The organism is Acinetobacter sp. YH12129 (genome assembly GCF_013418685.1).
Classification (GTDB): domain Bacteria; phylum Pseudomonadota; class Gammaproteobacteria; order Pseudomonadales; family Moraxellaceae; genus Acinetobacter; species Acinetobacter amyesii.
The window spans coordinates 134,646-157,063 of the sequence record NZ_VPBP01000003.1 but is presented as its reverse complement, the minus strand read 5'-3'; the positions used below and the strand labels follow the sequence as shown (position 1 = coordinate 157,063).

The 22,418-nt window shown below is 39.3% G+C and carries 26 protein-coding genes and 2 pseudogenes; 24 read left to right on the top strand and 4 right to left on the bottom strand.

Translation table 11 applies throughout. The features are described from left to right. Positions 1–18: 18 nt before the first annotated feature. Together FTU65_RS03225 and FTU65_RS03220 are read left to right on the top strand one after the other, a co-directional pair. Positions 19–264: a hypothetical protein gene (locus FTU65_RS03225; RefSeq protein WP_078191141.1), complete on the top strand. Its 246-nt coding sequence runs from the start codon at positions 19–21 to the stop codon at positions 262–264. Positions 265–470: 206 nt separating this feature from the next. Beyond that, entirely contained in the window at positions 471–1,652 is a 1,182-nt protein-coding gene (locus tag FTU65_RS03220; RefSeq protein WP_180064956.1) for a sorbosone dehydrogenase family protein, read from the top strand. 109 nt (positions 1,653–1,761) lie between these two features. On the opposite strand, the gene FTU65_RS03215 is transcribed toward FTU65_RS03220, so the two are convergent. The 4 genes from FTU65_RS03215 to FTU65_RS03200 form a co-directional block, all read right to left on the bottom strand. Beyond that, the gene (locus FTU65_RS03215; RefSeq protein WP_180009882.1) at positions 1,762–2,283 is read right to left on the bottom strand and encodes a hypothetical protein; all 522 of its coding nucleotides are present in this window, start codon (positions 2,281–2,283) and stop codon (positions 1,762–1,764) included. 137 nt (positions 2,284–2,420) lie between these two features. Further along, positions 2,421–3,152: a folate-binding protein YgfZ gene (locus FTU65_RS03210; protein WP_257222577.1), complete on the bottom strand. Its 732-nt coding sequence runs from the start codon at positions 3,150–3,152 to the stop codon at positions 2,421–2,423. Positions 3,153–3,269: 117 nt separating this feature from the next. Further along, a complete protein-coding gene (locus tag FTU65_RS03205; protein ID WP_257245674.1) occupies positions 3,270–4,013 on the bottom strand; it encodes a multicopper oxidase domain-containing protein in 744 nt (247 codons plus the stop codon). Positions 4,014–4,019: 6 nt separating this feature from the next. Beyond that, a complete protein-coding gene (locus tag FTU65_RS03200) occupies positions 4,020–5,369 on the bottom strand; it encodes a multicopper oxidase domain-containing protein (protein WP_180009881.1) in 1,350 nt (449 codons plus the stop codon). 591 nt (positions 5,370–5,960) lie between these two features. On the opposite strand from FTU65_RS03200, the gene acnD reads away from it, so the two are divergent. The 22 genes and pseudogenes from acnD to FTU65_RS03090 all read left to right on the top strand — a co-directional run bounded on the left by acnD (position 5,961) and on the right by FTU65_RS03090 (position 22,393). Next, positions 5,961–8,579, top strand: a complete 2,619-nt coding sequence (acnD, locus tag FTU65_RS03195) for a Fe/S-dependent 2-methylisocitrate dehydratase AcnD (RefSeq protein ID WP_180009880.1) — start codon at positions 5,961–5,963, stop codon at positions 8,577–8,579. A 170-nt stretch (positions 8,580–8,749) separates the two neighbouring features. Further along, positions 8,750–9,889, top strand: coding sequence for a hypothetical protein (locus FTU65_RS16210; protein ID WP_257222575.1), 1,140 nt, complete (start codon positions 8,750–8,752; stop codon positions 9,887–9,889). A 106-nt stretch (positions 9,890–9,995) separates the two neighbouring features. Then, the gene (locus FTU65_RS03185) at positions 9,996–10,226 is read left to right on the top strand and encodes an antitoxin (RefSeq protein ID WP_078191134.1); all 231 of its coding nucleotides are present in this window, start codon (positions 9,996–9,998) and stop codon (positions 10,224–10,226) included. Then, on the top strand, positions 10,226–10,645 hold the full coding sequence (locus FTU65_RS03180; protein WP_180009879.1) for a type II toxin-antitoxin system VapC family toxin: 420 nt from the start codon (positions 10,226–10,228) through the stop codon (positions 10,643–10,645). Before FTU65_RS03185 ends, FTU65_RS03180 begins: the two co-directional genes overlap by 1 nt. 39 nt (positions 10,646–10,684) lie before the next feature. Beyond that, positions 10,685–10,921 (top strand): hypothetical protein, encoded by a 237-nt coding sequence (locus FTU65_RS03175; protein WP_306669532.1) that lies wholly within the window; start codon positions 10,685–10,687, stop codon positions 10,919–10,921. A 127-nt stretch (positions 10,922–11,048) separates the two neighbouring features. After that, complete coding sequence (locus tag FTU65_RS03170; RefSeq protein WP_180009878.1) at positions 11,049–11,624, top strand: DUF4126 domain-containing protein; 576 nt, start codon at positions 11,049–11,051, stop codon at positions 11,622–11,624. A gap of 178 nt (positions 11,625–11,802) precedes the next feature. After that, positions 11,803–11,889: pseudogene (locus FTU65_RS16525) on the top strand (DUF2569 family protein); the annotation flags it as partial. 221 nt (positions 11,890–12,110) lie between these two features. Next, positions 12,111–12,320 (top strand): hypothetical protein, encoded by a 210-nt coding sequence (locus FTU65_RS03160; RefSeq protein ID WP_180009877.1) that lies wholly within the window; start codon positions 12,111–12,113, stop codon positions 12,318–12,320. Between the two features lie 105 nt (positions 12,321–12,425). Then, entirely contained in the window at positions 12,426–12,683 is a 258-nt protein-coding gene (locus FTU65_RS03155; RefSeq protein ID WP_180009876.1) for a hypothetical protein, read from the top strand. 729 nt (positions 12,684–13,412) lie between these two features. After that, on the top strand, positions 13,413–13,655 hold the full coding sequence (locus FTU65_RS03150; protein ID WP_078191128.1) for a DUF6868 family protein: 243 nt from the start codon (positions 13,413–13,415) through the stop codon (positions 13,653–13,655). 107 nt (positions 13,656–13,762) lie between these two features. Then, a pseudogene (locus FTU65_RS03145) lies at positions 13,763–14,464 on the top strand (DUF1003 domain-containing protein). Positions 14,465–15,071: 607 nt separating this feature from the next. Then, positions 15,072–15,530 carry a GIY-YIG nuclease family protein gene (locus tag FTU65_RS03140; RefSeq protein ID WP_180064954.1) on the top strand — a complete coding sequence of 153 codons (459 nt, stop codon included), beginning with the start codon at positions 15,072–15,074 and terminating at the stop codon, positions 15,528–15,530. 85 nt (positions 15,531–15,615) lie between these two features. Continuing rightward, positions 15,616–16,281: a pseudouridine synthase gene (locus FTU65_RS03135; protein ID WP_078191125.1), complete on the top strand. Its 666-nt coding sequence runs from the start codon at positions 15,616–15,618 to the stop codon at positions 16,279–16,281. Positions 16,282–16,778: 497 nt separating this feature from the next. Continuing rightward, entirely contained in the window at positions 16,779–17,714 is a 936-nt protein-coding gene (locus tag FTU65_RS03130; protein WP_180064953.1) for a hypothetical protein, read from the top strand. Between the two features lie 133 nt (positions 17,715–17,847). Then, positions 17,848–18,234, top strand: a complete 387-nt coding sequence (locus FTU65_RS03125) for a ribonuclease E inhibitor RraB (RefSeq protein ID WP_168378552.1) — start codon at positions 17,848–17,850, stop codon at positions 18,232–18,234. 330 nt (positions 18,235–18,564) lie between these two features. Continuing rightward, positions 18,565–19,011 carry an SRPBCC family protein gene (locus tag FTU65_RS03120; protein ID WP_180009873.1) on the top strand — a complete coding sequence of 149 codons (447 nt, stop codon included), beginning with the start codon at positions 18,565–18,567 and terminating at the stop codon, positions 19,009–19,011. Between the two features lie 45 nt (positions 19,012–19,056). Then, positions 19,057–19,425 carry a DUF488 domain-containing protein gene (locus tag FTU65_RS03115; RefSeq protein ID WP_180064952.1) on the top strand — a complete coding sequence of 123 codons (369 nt, stop codon included), beginning with the start codon at positions 19,057–19,059 and terminating at the stop codon, positions 19,423–19,425. 156 nt (positions 19,426–19,581) lie between these two features. Beyond that, positions 19,582–19,923, top strand: coding sequence for a zinc ribbon domain-containing protein YjdM (locus FTU65_RS03110; RefSeq protein ID WP_180064951.1), 342 nt, complete (start codon positions 19,582–19,584; stop codon positions 19,921–19,923). 162 nt (positions 19,924–20,085) lie between these two features. After that, positions 20,086–20,448 carry a 5-carboxymethyl-2-hydroxymuconate Delta-isomerase gene (locus FTU65_RS03105; protein ID WP_180009304.1) on the top strand — a complete coding sequence of 121 codons (363 nt, stop codon included), beginning with the start codon at positions 20,086–20,088 and terminating at the stop codon, positions 20,446–20,448. A gap of 265 nt (positions 20,449–20,713) precedes the next feature. Then, positions 20,714–21,049 carry a YegP family protein gene (locus tag FTU65_RS03100; RefSeq protein ID WP_168378556.1) on the top strand — a complete coding sequence of 112 codons (336 nt, stop codon included), beginning with the start codon at positions 20,714–20,716 and terminating at the stop codon, positions 21,047–21,049. A gap of 188 nt (positions 21,050–21,237) precedes the next feature. Next, positions 21,238–21,921, top strand: a complete 684-nt coding sequence (locus FTU65_RS03095) for a DUF2939 domain-containing protein (RefSeq protein ID WP_180064950.1) — start codon at positions 21,238–21,240, stop codon at positions 21,919–21,921. Positions 21,922–21,946: 25 nt separating this feature from the next. Next, positions 21,947–22,393 carry a nuclear transport factor 2 family protein gene (locus FTU65_RS03090; protein WP_218949636.1) on the top strand — a complete coding sequence of 149 codons (447 nt, stop codon included), beginning with the start codon at positions 21,947–21,949 and terminating at the stop codon, positions 22,391–22,393. Positions 22,394–22,418: the final 25 nt, after the last annotated feature.

The following is a 22,418-nucleotide window of genomic DNA, read 5'->3' as shown; positions in this document are numbered from 1 at the left end:
TTTCTCTGGGGCAGCGCGATGTTTATTAAAGGCATTAAACGCAATTACGATAAAATTAATGCAGATGAATCGATTGCGGATGAAGATAAAATTGATGCGCTTTTGATGAAACTGGGTGCAGAGTTTTTAGTCAGTAAAGAGGATCGTGTTTATATTTTCAAAAAAGGCGATTTAGAAGCTAAATTTGATGCCAAACATGCGCGCGCCTATCATTTTAAAGAATATGTATGCAAAGATATGAATAAGTTATTTCATGGATTTTGATTAAAATCATGATTTAAAAACGAAGACGTGAGGGGGAATACAGTTCCTCCTTATTTTGACTGTTGTGTACTGTAACAGCGTATGTGATTAAAAAAACTTTAATTTTCAAAAGTATAATATTTTCTAAAAATATAAATTGAATAAAATAGATACAAGGCATCTATGATGAATACAGATATATATGATTCATTGAGATGTATTTAAATATGATAAAAATAAGCGCCATCTTGATCCTTGGTTTCGTCTGTTCAATGACCAGTTGGGCTCAACAACCCAAGCTTGTACCTCATCCAATCCATTTAAAAAATGGCAAGCAGTTTTCATTAAATTTGCCTGCAAATTTCGAGATCATTTCTGCTGCTGAAGGTCTCAAACGGGTACGCTTTTTTGCGCAAGCGCCTGATCGCAGAATGTTTGTCACGGATATGTATGATCTAACAGATAATAAAAAAGGTACTGTATATATATTGGATGATTGGAATGCTGACACAGGTAAATTTGGCAAAATCATTCCTTATCTGACCGGTTTGAGAAATCCAAATTCAGTTCAGTTTTATACCGATGCTCAAGGACAGGATTGGCTCTATTTGGCGGAAACGCACCAACTGACACGGCAAAAATTCAACAAAGGAGAAACTCAGCCTTCGAGTAAGGCTGAAGTTTTAGCGACATTTCCCGATTATGGTTTGAGTTATAAATACGGCGGTTGGCATCTGACGCGGACGATTGCAGTCGGTGGAAATGGGAAGATTTATGTGTCGGTTGGCTCGAGTTGTAACGCCTGTGTAGAAAAAGAAAAAGTGCGAGCCTCAGTCATCGAGATGAATCCTGATGGTTCAGAGCAACGGATGTATGCGACAGGTTTGCGTAATGCAGTTGGATTAAAATGGATCGGTAGATTTCTATTTGCGACCAATCAAGGTTCTGATCATTTGGGAAGTAAAAAGCCAGATGAAACTTTTTATGCGTTAAAGCGGGATATCGATTATGGCTGGCCCGCATGTTATTCATGGCAGGGCAAAGTCTTGGCGGATGCTAAATTTAAACGTGCATCAGGCTGTAAAAATGTTCCATCGCCCTATGCTTATTTCCCTTCGCATTCCTCAGCACTGGGTTTTGATTATTTTGATCATCCAGACACAGATGCCACCATTAAAAATGCATTTTTAGTGGCCTTGCATGGCTCTACCGACGAGGCGATTGGTCATGGCTATCAAATTGCAATGATGCGTAAAGGACAAAAACTTGAAACCTTTATGGATGGTTTTTTAGTCGGTAAAACGGTAAATGGGCGACCCGCGGATATTTATAAGATCGATGAAAAATCTTTTTATTTTTCGGATGATCGGGCAGGGGTGATTTATTATGTGAGTGAAAAAAATGAGTGATAAAAAGCCAAAGTCTTTAGGCTTTGGCTTTGAGTGCTTAGGGATAGTCTGAAAATTTAGATGGTCAGACCAGATGTCAAAATTCTAGTTTATATACGGTCAAAAATGGCTAATCATAGCGTTTCAGTTCTAAGTCTTCATTCTTGAAATGGGCAATCGAAATATGATTATTTGCTGCAATATTCTTAAAGCGTAACCATAGAAAAAATTCAATAAGATTGATTCCAATTCCCCAAAAAGATGTATTTAAGAGGGTGAGTTGGGTGTCGTAGGCAACATGAAACTCGAAGCCTGTGCTACTGAAGCCAAAAGAGCTTTGCATAAAGAGAAAAAAGCCAGTTGTTACTTTTGGATAGTAAATGACTAAGGGTGTGATAATAATCGGGACAAGGCTTAAGCTGATCCAAAACAGTATTTTCAAGCCTAGAACATCTCTTTTCCAATATTTGATAGCGCCCATTAGCATGAAAAAGAGTTGGACATACAGTACAATAATAATAATCAAAACAAGTAGAGATAGCTGAATTGAAAGCAATTGATTGCCGAGTATGACCATGCCTAGAAGAGCAAAAAATCCGTAATAAAGGGCAATGATCTTGTGCTTTGGGTCTTGAAATTGTGTCTGATGCATCGTTATATAGTTTATTGTTAAAATTCGGAGTGCATTTTAGTTTAAAAATAGTCAAATTAACATGATGAATTTTAAAATTTAAAACTTAGATTTATTATAAAAGAAGATAGCTAAATGTAGCTATCTTCTGAATTTATTTAAGCTGACTGCGGACGTGCCACATCACCATTTAATGCTTCAGGCAAGGCTAAAACAGTTACATCTAACTCTTCTAAAGCTTCTGGGCGTGCCACAACTAAAGCTACATAACCATTTTCTACAGCCGCGCTATTGACCACTTGTACGCCTTTATTCAGCTGTTCGCCTTGTGCAGGCGCAGTTCCTGTGCCTTGAATTGCATGCAACCAAGCTTTTGGTTTGGCTTTAAACCATAAACGTGCAATCACTTCCTGACCCAAATAACAACCTTTGTCATAGTGGACGCCTTCACGCTGATGTAGACGTAACTCTTGCGGTTGGAACACATGTTCAATGGCTTGGTCAATATAGGCCTGACCCGCTTGAATCGCTTGAATTTCCCATGCTGCAACATCCGTCGGTTCCGAAGCAAATGTCGTTTCATCACCGACTAAACTTGGAAAAACTGTACCAGTTTCTTCAAGTTTCATCTTAGAAAATGCACCAAATTTTTTAATATGTTTGGCAAATTCTTCGGCTTGATCTGCTGTAGTGACAATAGAAAAACTTTCAGCACTGTGTTTGGTGAGCCATAAACCAAAGTGAATACGGCCTTTGAGGTCGCAGATTGCAGTATAACGTGTTGCATTTTCTTCAAGGCGTTCAACATGCAAAGTCACTTGCCCTTGTAGAAATTTTTGTGCATCGACACCGTTGAGAGAAAAAGATGTGAATGCCATAGACGTTGTCATGACCAGCCTCAGTATAAATTTTAGATATCATTAATCATGTTATTTTGCAGCAAGCCGCAGTGTTAGGCAAACAAAAAGCCCATATTGATATGGGCTTTTGTACAGCATAGATCGGTCTTAGTGATTGTGTGTCGGCATATCGCTTGCAGTCATATCTATAGTGGAATGATGTGAAGGCGGTTCACTATTACAATCATATTGGTCGCCACAAATACGCACGGTTTCCATCATGCCTTGATCTTCATGGTCTAAAATATGGCAGTGCAGCACGAAGTCGCCTTCAAATTTTTCGTACTTGCTGCGCACAAAGATTTTATAGCCCTGTTTGACGAAGAGCGTATCTTTCCAAACGCCTTTCATTCCATGATATTGCGAGTCAATATTTCCTGCACCATCTTTATCTGAGCTGCCGATCGCACTGACATCGACACCATTTTCATTCAATATTTTCACGACTTGGAATGGATTGACATGAATATGGAAGGGATGACTGGCAACATTACTGCTCAACTCCCACTCTTGGGTTTGCCCGATTGGAAGCTTGCGGACATAGCTATGGTGGGTATGGTCTTCATCATGGTAGGCATCGCCAAAGCTGATCAAGGTACCTTCTTCGGCATGACGAATACCAAATTTAAAGCTGCCATCTGTATTGAACAGAATGTCAAAGTTGGTGATTTGCTTCGCCATCGTTTTGAGCATTTCATCGACTTCAGCAGTCATTAAACTCGCATGCGAGATAAAGGCTGATAAATCACCCTGTTCGAGCTGTGCAATCACTTCTGGTGCCAGTTTTAGTTGGGTGGCCTGACTTTTTAAGAAGTTAAACGGCGTTTGCTGCGGTAGTTGGGTTGCTTGCACATTGACTCAACCGAGGAGCTGCGTATTGAGTTTTTCTTCCGGTGCGCGACGCAGTAGCGGACTTGATTCAGGCGCATTAATTTCATCTTCTAGATTCAGCTTGGCATCGTATACACAGTATTTATTGGTGGTCGGGAAAGAGAGCATGGCATCAAAGCGATAACCCGGCTGAAAAATTTCAATCCCTTGCTTTTGGATTTTTCTCATGGTCAAGCCGTCTTGTGCAAGGGTATATAATGGTAATGTTTTCAGCGTTTTAAACTGTGAAGACATCGACTTGCTTTGATATTTTTGACATTCACTAAGGGTTTGCTCTGCGGTAAAGAGCGCAGAATCAGGCAGTTCTTTGATGGTCAAAGCAATGGTGTCACGGATACCGCCGTGAATCATGCGCCAGCGGTGGTATTGGTTCTGATCCACCTTAATTTCACCAAACATTTTGCCATTGATACTGGTAAAACGATTTTCATCCGCCCATGAGGTGGGTATATCGAGTTTTGAATAATCTTCTAAGCTATAGATGCAGGGTGTACCATTCACTTGGCTTAAATTGCTGTCGCAATCTTCATTGTATTGAATCTGCTGGAATAGCATGATTTTTTCATGATCATACTGCTGGGTTTTTTGATTTTTCCATAAGACGTCCAAATCTCCAGTCTGCTGAATTTGCCCCTGACGAATGACAGGTTTCCGCTCTCCCTCAATAATCAAAGGGCCAGCCATGCCGCTTGAGACCTGAATCGCGGTTGAACCATGCACATGAGAGTGATACCAAAATGTTCCCGCAGGATGATTCGGTTCGATCTTAAATTCGTAATGAAAATCTTGCTGAGGTTTTAAGCTCAAAAATACGTTGTCACTATTTCCTTGCGGGCTAACCCAAAGACCATGTGTATGTAAATTTGTGGTGTTAAAACAGTTCCCTTGGTTAATATTGGTCACTGGACTTGGGCAGGTCTCTGTCGATTCAACAGGGAGATGATTGACCAGATGGATTTTTAAATTGTCACCTTGTTTCGCACGAATTTGTGGGCCAACCAGTACATCAGAAACACTGCCATCGGTATTTTTTGAGTTCCAGAGTTCAGGTTTAGTCAGATAGCCTCTGACTTGTAATAGATCATTCTCACCCGTTTCAGGGTCGTATAAGGCTTGGCGTTTATAGGCAATCAGCAGTTCATGCTCACCTTGTGCATTGGCTTTCAAACGTGGTGGATTCGAGACGACAGTCGGTGAGTCTACTTCCTCTTCTTGAATCGTCGAATCCGTTGTCGATTGGTCGTTGTCGCCACAGGCAATGAAGCTAAGACAGCTTAAGAGGCAGCCAGCCCCAATGATGGTTTTAAATTTTGTCATGATCTTTCCCCAAAGCATAATGACGGTAGAACAGTAATCGCTGATTTATTTAGCTAAGATTTTGTAAATATTGTGATTATTTTGGCGAGTACAGCGAATTACTGTTCTTGTATGTCGTGCTTTTATTATCTGAGAGAGGGGTGATTCGACGCTATCCCTGCAAATAGGGATAAATTGAGAATTAAGATAAAATAAATAATAAAACTGTGTTTTGATTCACATTGTGGCTTTGAGGCGCAATGAGCTAATGAAGTAATTTAATGCCTTGATTATTAAATACTAAAATTGATAAGACTGATTTTTAATCAATTTGGTTGATATTTAGATTAAATATTATGCAGTGCAATTTACCTTAGACTAAAGAATGAGGCGGATTTGCAGCTATTTTTCAAAAAAATTCATATTTAGAGCGAATATTCCAAAGTTAGTGTAACTAAATATTTCAAAAACCCCTATTTTTATATTTAACTATATGAAATATATGAGATTTGGGAAATGGGTTTTCGGCAGTGTAGTATGCCTATCGAACAAAGATGAATTGTCTATGAAAAAGACAACGCAAAAAAATGAAAGACCGAGGGCAGGAACGCTATGAACAACAACTACCGTAAACCGCTGCAAGGCACCCAGCTAGAATACTTCGATGTACGCCAAGCCGTAGAAGATATTCAGCCAGGCGCATACGCAAAACTCCCATATACATCTAAAGTCCTTGCAGAGCAGTTGGTTCGTAAATGCGACCCTGCAATCTTAGAACAGTCTTTAAAAGAACTGATTAACCGCAAACAAGACCACGATTTCCCTTGGTACCCTGCACGTGTGGTGTGTCATGACATCCTCGGTCAAACCGCATTGGTTGACCTTGCAGGCTTGCGTGATGCGATTGCAGACCAAGGCGGCGACCCATCAAAAGTCAATCCTGTTGTTCCAACGCAGCTGATTGTCGATCACTCTTTAGCTGTAGAGTTTGGCGGTTTTGACCCAGACGCATTTGAGAAAAACCGCGCGATTGAAGACCGCCGTAACGAAGACCGTTTCCATTTTATTGAATGGACCAAAACAGCCTTTGAAAATGTCGATGTGATCCCTGCGGGCAACGGTATCATGCACCAAATTAACTTGGAGAAAATGTCTCCAGTAATTCAAAACCGTGATGGTTTAGCATTCCCTGATACCTGTGTGGGTACAGATTCACATACCCCACATACTGATGCATTGGGCGTAATCTCTGTAGGTGTCGGCGGTCTAGAAGCTGAAAACGTGATGCTCGGCCGTGCATCTTGGATGCGTCTGCCAGACATCATTGGTGTAGAACTTGTTGGTCAGCGTCAAGCGGGCATTACCGCAACTGACATCGTGTTAGCACTTACTGAATTCTTGCGTAAAGAACGTGTAGTCGGTGCTTATTTAGAGTTCTTCGGTGAAGGTGCTGACAGCATGTCAGTGGGTGACCGTGCAACGATCTCGAACATGACCCCTGAATATGGCGCAACGGCTGCGATGTTCTACATTGACCAAAACACCATTGATTACCTGACTTTGACAGGCCGTGAAGCGGATCAAGTGAAATTGGTTGAAGGCTATGCCAAAGAAATCGGTCTTTGGGCGTCTGATATGACCGCTGCGGAATACCCGCGTGTACTGCGTTTTGATTTGTCGAAAGTAACCCGTAACATTGCAGGTCCATCGAACCCGCATGCGCGTGTATCGACGGCTGACTTAAAAGCGAAAGGCATTGCAGGAAACTTAGAAGCAGCACGTGCGCAAGAAGCAGAAGGTTTAATGCCAGATGGCGCGGTGATTATTGCTGCCATTACCTCTTGTACCAATACCTCTAACCCACGTAATACCGTTGCAGCAGGTTTGTTGGCACGTAAAGCAAATGAATTGGGTTTAGTGCGTAAACCTTGGGTGAAATCATCATTTGCACCGGGTTCTAAAGCAGCCGCTTTATACCTAGAAGAAGCAGGTGTACTCGGTGATTTAGAAAAACTGGGCTTTGGTATCGTGGCATATGCATGTACCACGTGTAATGGTATGTCAGGTGCTTTAGATCCAAAAATCCAACAAGAAATTATTGATCGTGATTTGTACGCAACTGCGGTACTTTCAGGTAACCGTAACTTCGATGGTCGTATCCATCCTTATGCAAAACAAGCGTTCTTGGCTTCGCCTCCACTCGTTGTGGCGTATGCCATTGCAGGGACGATTCGTTTTGATATCGAAACCGATTCACTGGGTAATGACAAAGACGGTAATCCAATTTACTTAAAAGACATTTGGCCGTCTGATGCTGAAATTGATGCATTGGTGAAAGAAGCGGTTAAACCTGAACAGTTTAAGAAAGTGTATATCCCAATGTTTGATTTGGGTGAGCGTGAAAAAGCGGCAAGCCCACTATACGACTGGCGTCCGCAAAGTACTTATATCCGCCGTCCGCCGTATTGGGAAGGGGCATTGGCTGCACCGCGTACCTTGTCAAATATGCGTCCGCTTGCGATCTTGCCTGACAATATCACCACAGACCATTTATCGCCTTCAAATGCGATCATGATGGATTCGGCTGCAGGTGAGTACTTACATAAAATGGGCGTGCCTGAAGAAGACTTTAACTCATACGCAACCCACCGCGGTGACCATTTGACTGCGCAGCGTGCAACATTTGCTAACCCGAAATTGTTCAATGAAATGGTGGTTCGTTCTGACGGCACGATCAAACAAGGTTCAAAAGCGCGTGTAGAGCCTGAAGGCGAAGTGATGCGTATGTGGGAAGCGATTGAAACTTATATGAACCGTAAGCAGCCGCTCATCATCATTGCAGGTAAAGACTACGGTCAGGGTTCGAGCCGTGACTGGGCTGCCAAAGGTGTGCGCCTTGCAGGTGTGGAAGTGATTGTGGCGGAAGGTTTTGAGCGTATTCACCGTACAAATTTGGTGGGTATGGGTGTGTTACCGCTTGAGTTTAAAGCAGGGACTGACCGTAAAACCTTGAAGCTTGATGGTACTGAGTTGTATAGCGTGATTGGTAATATTGCGCCGCGTTCTGACCTGACTTTGGTGGTAGAGCGTTCAACTGCTGATGGTAAAAATGAAATCATTAAAGTGCCTGTGACTTGCCGTTTGGATACCGAAGAAGAAGTGCATGTGTATGAAGCGGGCGGTGTATTGCAGCGTTTTGCACAGGATTTCTTGGAAGGGAATGTGGCTTGATGTAATTCTTTAAATCCTCCCCTTACGGAATATATTCCTCACCTTTGAAAAAGGAGGGAGTTCCCCTTTTTAAAAGATGAGAAGTATTACTTCGCAAGGGGGAGATTAAAGTATTTGATATTGTTTAAAAAAGACCCTACATTGATGTAGGGTTTTTTTGAGTTGGGAATATGAAGTTTACTAAAGAGATAAAAGTTCAATTAGAAAGAATATTTCAAGATTTCAAATTAACAGATCCTTCATCTGAAACTAAATTAGATGAAAAAACAGTAATATCTATTTCTCGTGAAGATTTTCCAGTAGAGTCTATACTCTTATTTACTCTTCATAAAATATGTGGATTTAGAACAATATCCAGATGGGATAAAATGCATTGGGGGATAATTTTTGAATATAAAGGTGCAGTAAATTTAATTAGCTCTCACAAATTTGGTTTAAGATTGTATAGTGAACGAATAGCAGATGTTGAGGCTATTCAGAAAGAATTAATTAATAAATTAAAGAAAAATATTAAGTTTATTGAAAAGAATATTTTGAATCAGTATGCAGAAAATCAAGTTGCATTAAATAATTTTACAATTCCAAATCTTTTCCATAAATTAAGTGGTCAATATTATTATTTTCGCGACCAATCTAAAAAAATTTTTAAAAAAGAAATTGATAACGTTATTAAGAATAAAGACTTTTCTAGCATGTTGAATACATTTTTTGCTAAAAGAGATTTAGAGCAGTACGCAGTGTATAACTCCTTGGCAATGATTGATTCATATTTTAGTCGGTTAGAACATATTTTAGTGCTTGCATTGCCTTTTTCAAAAAATAAGAAGGAATATGATATTAAGAAATTTATTGGTGAGTTTTGGTCTAAAAAATACAGTGAAGTTTTTGACTTAAGTAATCCAAATAGTAAAAGAATACATGATGAACTCACTTTAATTAAAGAGAAGTATAGGAATACTTTTGCTCATGGTGGTTTTGAAAAGAAAGGGCAATCATTTCATTTTCATTTAGAAAATTATGGAGTAGTTCCTGCGACAATGTCAGATTATAAAGATAGTGTTCACTTTAACTTTATACCGCTGAATGAAAGTGAATTTGAAAATATTTGTCTTTTTTTTGATGAAGTAGATAATTTTTTTAAAGAAAACTTAGAGGTTGCATGGATGTTTTGTAATAGTGGCTTAGATCTAGTAATGGATGATAAATCGCTCTCACAACTGCTAAAGAAAGCAGAGGATATAGATGTTTTTGGAGACTGGCTAGATAGTGAGAATGAGCACTTATGTAATTATATCAATGCTAATTATTAACATTAAAAACTCACACTGATTTTTACAAGATATTTATATTTTTGATTGAAAAACACTCAATAAATACCTATCATAAGATATATATCAAAACTGATGGAGTAGCCCTATGACTACCGCAAAAGTTTTTATGACAGGTCGCAGCCAAGCTATTCGCTTACCCAAAGAATTTCGCTTTGAAGGCAAAGAAGTTGAAATCTTCCGCCGTGGTGACGAAGTCATATTGCGTGAAAAACCGGTCACAGCAGATCAATTATTTAAAGTTTTGGCACAAATGCCAGACGACTTTTATGCAGAAACAAGAGTGGATGAACCACCGCAAGAACGAGAAGAGTTCTAATGCCAACACAATATTTATTAGATACCAATATTTGTATTTATATCACCAAGCATCAACCCGAAATTGTACGTCAGCATTTTGAAAAACATTTACCTGACGGCAATATTTTTATTTCAGTGATTACTTTAGGTGAACTTCGCTTTGGTGCGGAAAAAAGCCAATGGAAAGACAAAGCTTTCAAAGTTATCGATGAATTAACTTCAATCATTCCTGTTATAGAGTTAGATGAACACACCGCCGTACACTATGCTCAAATTCGAAAACAGTTAGCGCTTCAGGGGAAAATGATTGGCAATAACGATTTATGGCTAGCTGCGCATGCACGATCAAATAATTGGGTCATGGTCACAAACAATGAAAAAGAATTTCTGCGTGTAGACGAACTACAAGTAGAAAACTGGCTCAGCAAATCGCTGTAAACCCACCAAAATTTCCATTCGAAATTATGCTTTGCCTAAATGCCATTATCAATTGTCGAAATGACCAATAGACATTCATCACAAGAGAGTTATACTGAATCTACCATTTCTAAAAACACATGGAGAACAAAAATGGTTACTGCTGGTCAAAAACCCGGAACAGGCTTCTATTTTTGTGTTCAATGCGGACACCGCGTCTACTTAGAAATTGGTACTGATCGTTTACCACCGTGTACCAAATGCCAAGGCAATCAATTTAACAATAAGAATGCCTAAGCTGCAAAACACTAACAGTTATCCGCTGTTTAGAAAGAAAAGCCCTATCACTCGATAGGGCTTTTTGCTAACGTATAACACAGCATATATAAAAACAAATTGTACGTTTAACCGTTCGGAGAAGCCCATGGAAACAATATTAGGACTGTGTATCGGTATTGGCTTAAGTGCTGCCTGTGGCTTCCGTGTCTTTGTACCTTTATTGGCGATGAGTGTTGCTTCCATTTTAGGACTATTCGAACCAATGAAAGGATTCGAATGGTTGTCTATGCCTGCAGTATGTATCGGCTTAGCAATTGCGACGGTTTGTGAAATCGCCGCATACTATATTCCTTGGGTAGATAATGCCCTCGACACCATTTCAACACCTGCAGCCATGATTGCAGGGACCATCGCTACAATGGCAGTAAGCTCAGGTGAAATGTCACAGTTTGCCAGTTGGGCGGCAGCAATTATCGTGGGTGGTGGTACAGCAACAGCAGTGCAAATGAGTACCGTCGCTGCACGTGGCGTATCTACCGCAACCACAGGTGGTGTTGCAAATCCAATCTTATCTACAGGGGAATGGATTGGTGCTGCAGTCTTGTCAGTATTGGCCTTTTTAGTCCCATTTTTCGTGGTGATCTTAGTGATTGCAATCGTGATCTGGTTGGTTCGCCGCATACGCCAAAAACGAACTGTACAGGTCGATACCCCTTTATAAACCAATCAATATTTCACTCTAAAATGAATCCATCTTTTAGAGTGGGTGATCTGCGTTTTGTTTAATAAATATAAAATTAAAAATCAGAAACTGAGTATTAGCAAAGTTTGATAAAGATTATAAAAATTATAAGAAGCGCTACTGATACACAGACCATCATACAGTTAGAGACAGTACTTTCGGTTGTGTGATTTGGACGCCGTATTTGTTGATGTCAGTTCGAGTGAAAAATACCTTTACTCAACATTCCAAGCACTTGGCTTAAGCGCAAAAAATGCAATCGAGCAATCAATCGCACCTATCCGTCCTAAAAGAGCACATCATTATGCGTTTAAGTCATCCAAGAGACGCCTAAAAAAATCTTTAAATTCGATTGATTTTTGAACAATAAAGGCATAATTTTAATATGTGATTATAAATCACATAATTTTTATATGGATTTATTAATCTTTTGAATTTTATAAAAAATAAAGAGGGGAATGGTAGATGATTAAATTTATAGTGGATGAAAATGCCTTATCGAATGGCTCGCATTTAATTCACAATGGCACGCAAGGATGCGTAGATATGCCGCAATTTGACCAGCAAATATTGATTGGTTATTTTGCCAATTTCGAACTCGCTTATAAGCGTGCGCGTATGAGCTGGCCAACAGAAAAAGTTGTTGGTTGCGATAAATGCTGTAATCAAAACTAGAAATTGAACATGCATTAACCTTGAAATAACGCTGTATATCCAAGAAAAATGGCGCAGAAATTGCTAACTAAAACAGGTAATCGCGTTATTTATAGGATATGCAGCATGACCACAGAAACCATCCGTTCTACAAAATATCCAGCACAGGCACATACCTATGCAGCATGGCCTTTGATCCTGATCATCATTGGTGGTGCGATTGGACTGGTATATGCTGTGATTGCTTATCTGATCAATCTCAAAATATATGCATCAGACCTCAGTCCAATGAATAAAATTTTGGCCAATTTACTTTGTGGCATGGCGGCATATAGTGGTTGGTGGTTTAGCGCACAGTGGGTACAAAGCTATTTAGCTCAATGACCAATCATGCGTTGAAAAGATCAACCCTAATATCTGCAGAACATGGATAGGCTTAGAGCTCTACTCAAAGGGCGGAGTTTTGTATGAAGTTAAGGGATGAATGTTCAGCGGCGATATATTTTTAAATTTGACGCTGTGTTTGGACGTTTTGTCTGTTGTAAAAGAAAATTTTCTTATAATTGGGCAAATCTGCAGATAAAAAACGCTGAAATGAGCTGAAAAGATAAAATATCCTGCTAAACCTAAAATGGCTGAAAAAATTTGCTGAATTTGCAGAAAATTAGAAAAACTTAGGAAATTAATCCCGATCCTCTTTGGTTAAAGTATATCTCAAGGGTGTGATAGAGATTGAAAAGAGTAGCATGCTGTCAGTGGTGCAAAACACGTGTACAGTACTCACCCAAAAGGTCTCGATTCAGCTTAGGACGCTATAAACCAGAAGTTTATAGGCTATAAGATCATGACTTACAAAGTGATGATAGTTGAAGTAAACAACATTGTTTTCTCTTATACCACCCCAAAAATTTAAGCCAAAATAAAAAAGAATAATGAATCATTACTCCTTTAATCTGCACAAAACAAACCACACCAGTGAAATCAGCACAAGCTCAAAGATCGTCAGGCATCTCTCTTAAAAATAGTCCAAATCTAAGCGGAAATTTAAAAGCAATATTCAATTGCTCGAAAGGGGCATAAACTAAGGATAAAAATACGCTTAGGAGATTTGCCATGAACTTGAGTCATTTAAGCGATTTCTTGCTGTATAGCTTAGTGATTAACTATCTGATTTTAATCATTTGGTTTGTGGTATTTGTCTTTGCTAAAGATTGGATGAAACGCCTGCATGGGCAGTGGTTTAAGTTGAGCGATCAGCAGTTTGACGCTATTCATTATGGTGGAATGGCTGTCTATAAAATTGGTATTTTACTTTTGAATTTAACCCCCTACATTGCATTGCACTATCTAAAATAAGCTTAAATCATAAAAAATATTGGGTGTAAAAGCACAAGCTGCTTGCATTAAATTTAGGCAAAACAGTATGCTCAAAAGAACATAAAATTCAATTGGGCAAGGCAAGAATGAACGGGAAAGTAGAATGCCGTACTTGTTTGGTGTGCAAAAAAAGTTTCCCACTGAAAAATATGATTCCAATGGGAACCGTGCGTAAAGTCATTACAGAAGAAATTGCTCAGGATTTTCCTGAATCTGGTGCTCAGGACTATATATGCCAAACTGATTTAACCAAATACCGTATGCAGTATGTGCAGTCAATTCTGAACTCCGAACAAGGCGAAGTCTCCAATTTAGAATATGAGGTGCTGAACAGCATGCAGCAGCATGATCTGATTAGCAAAAATGTTGAAGAAAAGCTGGATCAGTAGTGGAGTTTTGGCGAAAGGCTAGCGGATAAAATTGCAACATTTGGCGGTAGCTGGGCATTTCTTATTTGTTTTACATTGTTTTTAGCGGTGTGGATTTTAGTCAATACTGTGGTGATGGTGAAGCATCCTGCTGATCCTTATCCTTTTATTTTGCTGAATTTGATGTTGTCTTGCCTCGCTGCCATACAAGCGCCCATTATTATGATGAGCCAGAACCGTCAAGAAGCTAAAGACCGCATGCGTTCGGAGAATGATTATCAGGTGAATTTAAAAGCTGAATTAGAAATTCGCCATTTACATGAAAAGATAGATCATTTGTTGATGCATCAATGGGATCGTCTTGCCAAGATTCAGGAAATTCAGCTGGATTTGCTGTCTGAAATGAGTAAAAAGAAGTAATAGTTTGCTTTGAACAGCATAAATAATTGTTGTTTGAGTACTAAGTTGTGGCGGAAATTCTCGGAAAAAGTCATTTATAAGATGGAAAAAATGCTAAAAAATGATACAAGGAGAAAATATTTTCAATATATCTTTAAATGTGAAAAATATTTTTAAAATAAGCCAAAAACAGTAATTTTCAGGGAAACAATCCCTCTTCGATATCACTACTATATATCTCAAGGGTGTTACAGAGATTGAAAAGAGTAGCATGCTGTCAGTGGTGCAAAACACGTGTACAGTACTCACCCAAAAGGTCTCGATTCAGCTTAGGACGCTATAAACCAGAAGTTTATAGGCTATAAGATCATGACTTACAAAGTGATGATAGTTGAAGTAAACAACACTGTTTTCTCTTACACCCTAAAAAATTTTAAAGAATTCAATCGAATAATAAATCCTTCCATCTTTTTCAAAATTCCAGACTTCGCATGTATTCCCAACAAACTTTGATCATTGCTGATGTAATAAATATCACGCAGAAGATAGCAAAATTAAGCAAACCTTTAGATTGTCCTTTACCACAAAGTTGTTATGCTTAACTATCTAAATTTTAAATAATTTTGTTATGGGTTATCTGGATCAATTGATACAGGATTGTCTGCAGGCACAGCAGACTAAAGCTGAGCGTATATTTGAGTTTTCAAGCTTTGATGATCTTGCTCAACATGCACTTTATATTTACGTGATAGAGCTAGTCGGTGGCGATATACAGCAGACATATCAGGACTATGCCGCATTTAAGGCATTGAAAACCCATGCCTGTGCCAAGTTAAATCAACCCAATCACATTTTGTATGTCGGATCATCACGGACAGGGATAAAGAGCCGTTTAAAACAACATTTAGGTCTTGGGCCTAAACAAACCTATGCCTTGCATTTGTCGCAGTGGTTTCAGGGCGAATATCGCATCACACTACATCAGTATCCATCAACCACGAGTTCAAGCATCTTACAATTACTGGAGGATGATTTGTCTCATTCATTAGCACCTGCCTTTGGTAAATTGGGGACCAATAATCGTTAGGGTAGAACCTGATCGGTCAAAGTCGATTGACAGCGAATTAGTCAGTTGTTATTTTGCCGACATTCTCCCAGTACACAGTCTGTCCATGCCTTTAGATCCCAACTTTGTCTATGCGCCGCCTCAAGGTCCTCTACGTATTTTGTATGAAGATGCAGACTTGGTTGTCATCGAAAAACCAGCGGAATTGTTGTCGGTTCCGGGACGTTTGCCTGAGCATCATGACAGTGCCTATCTTCGTGTTTTGGAGCAGTATCCTGCTGCAAAAATTACCCATCGTTTAGACATGGCAACATCAGGCATTTTGATGTTTGCGAAACACCGCGATGCAGAAGTGGCGGTGAGTAAAATGTTCCAAGCGAGGACGGTTCAAAAGCAATATGTGGCTTTGGTTCAAGGCAAACTCGAAGGTGAGGGTAGTGTTGAAGTGCCCCTCATTACGGACTGGGAAAATCGCCCACGACAGATGGTGCATTTTGAATTGGGCAAACCTTCAAAAACCTTGTATCAAGCCATCAGCTATGACGCAAGCAAGGATATTAGCCGAGTATTATTAACACCAGTGACTGGGCGTTCTCATCAGCTACGTGTACACATGATGCATATTGGGCACCCAATTACTGGGGATCAACTGTATCACCCGAATGCCAAACAGAGCTCACTCGGACGGATGGCTTTACATGCTTGCGATCTGGCATTTACCCAGCCCTTAACCCAACAAGCTGTTCATATTCATTGCGCGGCAGAATTTTAAAGCATATTCATGTGAATGCTCATTGTTCATAAAACCTGCTGTGTTGCATTGAAACTTTTAGGGTATGTAAAAAGCGCAGAATATCTACAGCTTTAAATTAGTTTTTCTGCTTAAAAATGAAACATGATATACGCCATATCCCCAATTCTGGGGATATATAAATAATTTAAATATCTCTATAAAGTGTGTGAAAAATTTAGAAAGATTGATATTAAATTTATTTGTATCTTTTAGTAAATAAATACCATTTCTAAAGTTTTATTATATTTTCTAATGAATATTGATTGATTATTTTTTAATATGAAAAATATTTTATTAAATTTATTTAAAACAGTATTTTAGTTAAATTGTGTGCAAGTGTGTATTTGGTCAGATAAATACATTTTTTTGCATTTATTCTGCTAATATGAAATAAATTATTGATTTTAATTTTTATAAATTAGGTTTGTTTTGGGGAATAAACTTAAATTATTGAAGCTTATTTTGAGGATTGGCAAATGATCAATATTGCTTTAATCGTCCTTATCATCCTATTAATTGTGGCTCTCCTTTTTGTTTATAACCGCAAATTGAAAAATGATAAAACCCTACGTTCACTGCAGGAAAACTTCGATCGTGCACGGTTAAAACTGGCTAAAACAGAGTCGCAACAAGATGAACTGAATTATGAAATCAGTCAATTACGCATTCAAAACAGTGGCTTAAAAATCCAAGTCGATAAAGTAGCGAAATATCAACATATTGTGGATATTGAACAATATGTTGAGTATCGAACTTTACAGGCAGATGGCTTGTTAGAAGTCACCAAGGCCAATGCAGATATCATGTTGAATGATATTCGCGCACAGATCGAACAAGTGCGTCAGTATTTGAGCAAATATCAAGAAAAAGCCAAATTACAAACGCAGGAACAAGCCCGTGCCGAGTTAAAGGGTTTATATAGCCAAGCGCTGGATCAACAGCATTTGGAAAATATCAACCGTGCTTTGGACAACAAAATACGGGGCTATCAGTCAGCGTTCTTTTTGCCTTTACAGAGTGTATTAGAACAGCTGATGGATGGCATGAATGAATCTGCGGCAAAGCAAAATTTGACTGCGGTGCGTTGCAAAATGATTGATGCGATGGAGCAGCAATCGACTGCAAACTGTAACTATGTCGATGAAGAGCGTCGTTTGGCTGCGATGCAACTATTTACATTGGTGTTTAATAGTCGTGCTGACTTGTATTTGGCCCAATTAAATACCGAAAACTTAGGTGAGCTATTGCAGGCTTTGGCGGATGATTTCACCTTGCTCAATGCGCATGGTGTACATTTTAGTCAGGCACGGGTACTCGACAGTTATCTACAATTACGCTTAGAAGAATTGAAAATGGCAGCTTTGGTTTTACATCTTAAAGAAACTCAGGCCCACATGGATGTTGTGGTTTAATTTGAATTGTTATCAGAAAGATCACTTCGGCGGTCTATTTCTGATTAAAGAGATTTAGCTAATGCAAATTGCAACAATTATCCGTTAATCTAAGTCAACAGAATAAAATTCATAAACGATAAGGGAAAGTACAATGACTCGTGATTTTAAACAATTTCCAGATGATGATAATGGCAATGTGCTGTGGCAGATGCAGCAAGATGGTGATGATTTATCTGTGCCGCACGAAATCGAATATTCAATTGCCTTTTCGAACGAAGCGCAGGCTGAACAGTGTGCATTGTATTTATTGAAAGAAGAGCAAAAAATTTCATTGTTCCAAGATGAAGAATCAGATCGCGTGGAATGGATTATCACGGTCTATGTTTATATGGAACCTGATTATGAAGATATCGTTGATTTAGAGCAGTGGTTTATTAAAATTGCGGAACAACATTCGGGCGAATATGATGGCTGGGGTTGTATGGCTTATATCTATGAAGATGATGATCTGGAAGAAGATGAAGCACAATTGAGCTAAGTCTCACTATTGCATCTTTAGCAACAAGAACCCAGTCTTTCAACTGGGTTTTTTATTATTTAAATTTTAGAGAAATTGTGTAAAATTTTGATTTTTCAATATTTTTATAAAAAATCAATATGAATGCAGCTCACAAAACATAACACGGCATTGCGTTAAAGTGATGGGATCAATCTGTAGGATTCACTATAGTATTGAACAGCAATGACCTTTCTCGCATGTCTCAAAGCTGTTTCATTTAGAACGTTTCAGTGTGATAAAAATGGACGATAAAGCGAGGGTGAATGCATGTGGATGATTCAGTGAAAACAATGACACAAGGACATCATCATGAGCAATACTGTTCGATTACATCGTGTTTTTAGTGCGCCTGTAGAGCGCGTTTATCGTGCCTTTGTGGAGCCAGATGCTTTGGTGAAATGGATGGCACCGCATGGATTTACGGCCCATGTGGAGCATTCGGATGTGCGTGTAGGTGGCTCGTACCGCATGTCATTTCAAAATTTTTCAACGGGAACCACACACGCTTTTCATGGTGATTATCATGAAGTCGTGCCGAATCATTTACTGCGCTATACAGACCAATTTGATATGCCAGAGTTGGCCGGTCAAATCGAGGTCACTGTTGAGTTTAAAGCGGTATCAGTAGGAACCGAAGTGACGATTGTACAGGCAGGGTTGCCGAGCGTTATTCCACCTGATGCTTGTTATTTGGGTTGGCAGGAGTCTTTACAGTTACTGGCTTTTTTAGTAAATCCAGCGATCCCCGATGAATAATCTGAAGAATGATCGAAAAACTGCAAATAGATGAGGGAGGGCTTAATGACCGTACACATTAAACGTATTTATGATGAGATCAGCCCAGATGACGGTAAACGCATTTTGGTCGATCGCTTGTGGCCGCGTGGTATCAGGAAAGTGAGCGCAGCGCTAGATTTGTGGCCGAAGGCATTGACGCCATCGACAGATTTACGTCGTTGGTACCATCAAGACGAAGAAATGGTTTCTCGATGGGACGAGTTTAAGCAGCGCTATTTGCAAGAAATACAGCCCCATCAAGCCGAGTTAGAACAACTGCGCGAATGGGAAAAAGAGGAGCCTCTGACGTTACTCACCGCGGCCAAACATATGGATAAAAATCATGCGCATATCTTAAAAGCGTTGATATTAAACACCTCATTAGAGATCTAAAATTTAAACCTCTAAGTGCTGTAGCGTTGTGAAATTTACGACCTTCACAAGGTGATTAAACCATACGAAATTTATGGTTTTTAAGTTTATGAAATACATAAAAATGTTATATTAAGTTTTTATGGATTTTTGCATCCATCTTTTTTGAGGTCTATTATGTCTTTACCCAATTGTCCCCAATGTAATTCTGAATATACTTATAATGATGGCGATTTACTGATTTGTCCCGAATGTTCACATGAATGGCGTGAAGGCGAAAGCGCTGCAGATGAACAGGTGGTGATTAAAGATGCCAATGGCAATGTATTGAACGATGGTGACACGATTACTGTGGTGAAAGACCTTAAAATTAAAGGCTCATCTTCAGTGGTAAAAGTTGGCACCAAAGTTAAAAATATTCGTCTTTTAGCCGATGCGACTGATGGTCATGACATTGACTGTAAAATTGATGGTATCGGAGCAATGAAACTCAAATCTGAATACGTGAAAAAAGTTTAAGTTTCGTTTTTGTTCGCTCTAAAGCAGCCTTCAATCATCCTAAGCGAAGGCCACACTTGGCTTAGGATGTCTACTTAAACATGAAATTGATATCTAATCCGCTATAGATTTTACTTTTCAGCCTGCATAATAGACGCATTACAGGTTTGAAATGTCTTTACTATGCCGCATATTCATTTGGAATATTCCAATAACCTTGACGTCGAAGCTCGACCTTTACTTAAAGCGCTAAACGCTGCCTTATTTGAATCGGGTCATGTGAGTGCCATCAATGATATTAAGAGCCGTGCCGTAGCTCAGCAAGATTTTGTTGTGGGCTTGGATGAACACGCTCAACATGCGTATATGCATGCCAAAGTTTCATTATTGACGGGTCGAACGGTCGAAGTGCAAAAGCAAATTTCATTGTTGTTATTGGACGTGCTGAAACAACATGTCACAGCTTCAGTAGTAGAAGTGCAACTTTGTGTGGAAATTTTAGAAATGAATAAAGCGACGTATTCAAAGCAGATCGTGAGTTCTTAAGACATTCATTACATGCAGAAACGCGCATATATTTTGAAATACATCATGCTGTAAAAATGATGAAATCTGACTTCGGTCGGATTATTTTTTATTGGAATTATTTATTAAAAAATCCCTTTTTGATTAAATTTTGAGCTTTATACTGATCAAAAAAGACATTGAAAAATGTGACCGAGTTCATTTATATTCTGTAGATCAGGTTGAATTTCCAACAACAAATCCTGATCGAATAATAGATAAAACAATGAAAATGAAGGGGTAACCTATGTCGGGATGGTACGAGATCAGTCACTCTAATGATCAGCAGTTCCGTTTTGTTTTAAAAGCGGGTAACGGTGAAATCATTTTAACGAGTGAATTATATAAAGCGAAAGCATCAGCCCAAAACGGGATTGAGTCTGTACAAAAGAACAGTTCAGATGACAGTCGTTTTGAACGACTGACGGCCAAAAATGGCAAACCATATTTTAATTTGAAAGCGGCAAACCATCAAATTATTGGGACCAGCCAATTTTATGCCAGTGAGCAATCACGCGATAAAGGCATTGAATCAGTTAAAACCAATGGTGCAAGTACCCAAATTAAAGACCTAACGGCTTAAATTTGAAACAACCTGATCGAGACAGACTTAGCAGGATGAACAAAACCTGAAGGCTCGTCAAAATCACAAGATCAAAAGCAATATGGTTCTCAGATAAGCGCTGTTAGGTAGGATGCTATTCAATCTAGATCAGGCTTATTTGACGGTACATGGAAGTACCACAACTTCACTGGCTAGAGTGGTGAAAGATGAATAAGCAGAATCATATTTTGTATTATGGGCTCATTGCGATCTTGATCATCGTCGTGGGTTGGATGATTGCGTCTCCGTATTGGGTGCTTTACCAAATACGTCAAGCCTATGAGCACAATCAACCTGAAAAAATTGCTCAATATATCGATTTTTCGGCAGTCAAATCGAGTCTAAAACCACAAGTCGAAGACCTCATTCAACAGAAAACTGGGCTACAGCATTTACCTGAATTCGCCCAGTCTTGGGGTGGGCAGCTCAGCACAGTCCTGAGTGCAACGCTAGTCGACAGTCTGGTCAATCCAACCAGTATCATGCTGCTTTTACAAGGCAAAGCATTAAAAGAGTCGATCCAACTACCAGAAATAACCAAACTGACCAATCCGAGCATGATTAGCCCAGGGATTGAACTATTCACGCATGCTGAAAATAAGGTCGCAGAACAACCTTATGCGTCAACACTATCCAAAAATGACGAAACTGCAACCGCTGTTGCTTTAAAGCAAAGCCAGCCACTTGAACCCAAAGCCAGCTATAGCGCTTGGAATCGATTTGATCTGTATGTGCCGCTCCAAGGCCTAAGCGAAGAAAAATATACCGTATTTAGTATGCAACGCCGCGGTTGGAGCTGGAAGATCGTTAAAATTCAACTTCCAAACGCCGCCCAGAACAATGCTTCATAAAAAATAAAATAAATAGGTGCCAGAGATGCAAGATAAAATCAAAATAGTTGGTGACCAACAGGCCGCTGACGAAATTCTGCAATTTTTAGCCAATTGGGATGAGGTCATCTGCCAATTGAAAATTGAAAATATTGCTGAATCCTGCGCAGCAGATGTGTACTTTTTTGATGCCAGTTGTGAAATGCGTGGCTTAATGGCATATCAAAAAATGTGGGAATTTTATCGGGAGTATTTTCGTGAAGGCTTAAAGGTATTTAGGCGGGAATTGGTCATCCATGCAGATCCTGATATTGCCTTTCTGCACTGTTATTCCAAAATTGATGATAAGAGTGGAATACCAACGCCAGGGATCTCGTGGTGTCGTAATACCATTGGGATGAAAAAAACGCAGTCTCAATGGAAGATCGTTCATCAACATATTTCTGTTCCCGTGGATATTGTGACTCATCAAAGTAAAGTGATTACCTTTTAATTCCTCTCGAAACGCAGTATGAAAA